Annotated in this window: 1 protein-coding gene; it reads left to right on the top strand. The window is 54.0% G+C overall.

The window, feature by feature from the left end:
• Window positions 1-75: 75 nt before the first annotated feature.
• Entirely contained in the window at window positions 76-1,644 is a 1,569-nt protein-coding gene (locus tag BLT07_RS20515) for an IS1182 family transposase (RefSeq protein ID WP_245726633.1), read from the top strand.
• Window positions 1,645-1,722: the final 78 nt, after the last annotated feature.

Genomic DNA, 1,722 nt, shown 5'->3' with positions numbered 1-1,722 from the left:
TGTGCCTGTTGCACAAGTTATGAAAAAAAGCGGTCGTGATCATTGCCGATCCGGGAATCGATCGTAACTTTAGGTATGCAAGGAAAAAAGGGCTACCAAGAGAAACTGTTCGCCAGTTTCCAGTTGAGCGAACGGATACCGGGGAACAATTTTTACAGGCGCCTGAAAGAAGTGCTCGACCTTCGGTACCTCTATCCGCTCACCAAGGGATATTATGGCGGGAGCGGCCAAAAGAGCATCGACCCGGTGGTGTTCTTCAAACTATGTCTGGTGGGCTACCTTGAGAATCTGATCAGCGACCGCAAGCTTATCGCCCACTGTTCTATGCGATTGGACATCCTCTACTTTATAGGTTACGATATCGACGAGGAACTTCCATGGCACAGTACGATAAGCCGGACGCGCCAACTCTTCCCCGAATCGGTTTTCGAGGAGGTATTCACGAAGGTCCTGGGCCTGTGCGTTGAAAAGGGAATGGTCAGCGGCCATACGCAGGCGATAGATTCGGCCCCGGTCAAGGCCAATGCCAGTATGGACACCCTGGAGCTGAAAGTACCCGCGGAAGACCTGGAGGAACACTTGAAAAAGGTTCGTGCCATCAGTGCAATGGACAAAGAAGGGCCCCATCGCAAGAGTAAGGACGATAGGTCGGACAAGGGGCAACGCAGTATAAGTGCAAGCGGAAAGGAGCTGAATGCGATCAAGGGCCGCAACAAAAAATGGGCGAAGGACCAGGACCAACGCCCCGGGGCAGGGAACAAGGGCTCGAAATATACGAGCAACAAAACGCATTACAGTCCCACGGATCCCGACGCCCGGATCAGCGTAAAACCGGGCAAGGCCAGAAAGCTCAATTACCTCTCCCAGCTGAGCGTGGATACGGCGCACCATGTGATCACGGACATCAGGGCCTACCATGCCGACGGCAAGGACAACCAGCAGTTGCAGGATATCGCGATCCGTCTGCAGGGACGGTTATGGAAGGAAGGCCTGGTGTGGGAGAACTGCGTTGCGGACACGGGCTACAGCTCGGGGGAGAACTATGCTTTTTTGGAGGATCGGGGATTGAAAAGCTTCATTCCGCCCCATGGCACGTATAAGGGAGGCCCGGACGGCTTCGAGTATATTGAAACGGCGGACCACTATCTGTGCCCGCAAGGGAAAATAATCCCGTTCAAAAAAGTGTTCCTGGACAGCCGTACCAAGACCAGGAAGAAGGCCTACCGGGCATCGAGCAAGCTCTGCACGGGCTGCCCGCTCCGGGCAAAGTGCCTGGGAAAAGTGAAGGAGAAACAGTTCACCGTGACGTACTATCGGGCCGAGTACGAGCGTAACATAAAAAGGGTGGAAAGCCGGGAGGGCCGCTACATGAAGGGCAAGCGGCAGAGTACGGTGGAACCTGTGTTCGGTACGCTCACCCAGTTCATGGGCCTGCGCAAGATCAACACCATCGGGCTCGCACAGGCGAACAAGGTGATGCACCTCTCGGCCATCGCCTACAACCTGAAGAAGTACCTGAAATTTGTTCAAAAACGTGCGAAAAGCGGGGCAATGGCACTCGCCCTTGCGGCATCGGCAAGAAACGTCCTTAAAAACCTGTTTTGGGCCTTTGAAGCGCACCGAAAAATGACTTTCCCATACTGATCCGGCCACGGAAAAGCTCCTTCAAGAGGCTTGTATAGGTCCGTCCTTCATGATATTATAGGCTTGTGCAACGGTTAC

Source organism: Pricia antarctica (assembly GCF_900101815.1).
Taxonomy (GTDB): domain Bacteria; phylum Bacteroidota; class Bacteroidia; order Flavobacteriales; family Flavobacteriaceae; genus Pricia; species Pricia antarctica.
This window is presented reverse-complemented; position numbering and strand designations above follow the sequence as displayed.

Bases quoted from the DNA above. Each gene is read 5' to 3' on its own strand.
- BLT07_RS20515 (WP_245726633.1), top strand. From the start codon at position 76: ATGCAAGGAAAAAAGGGCTACCAAGAGAAACTGTTCGCCAGTTTCCAG.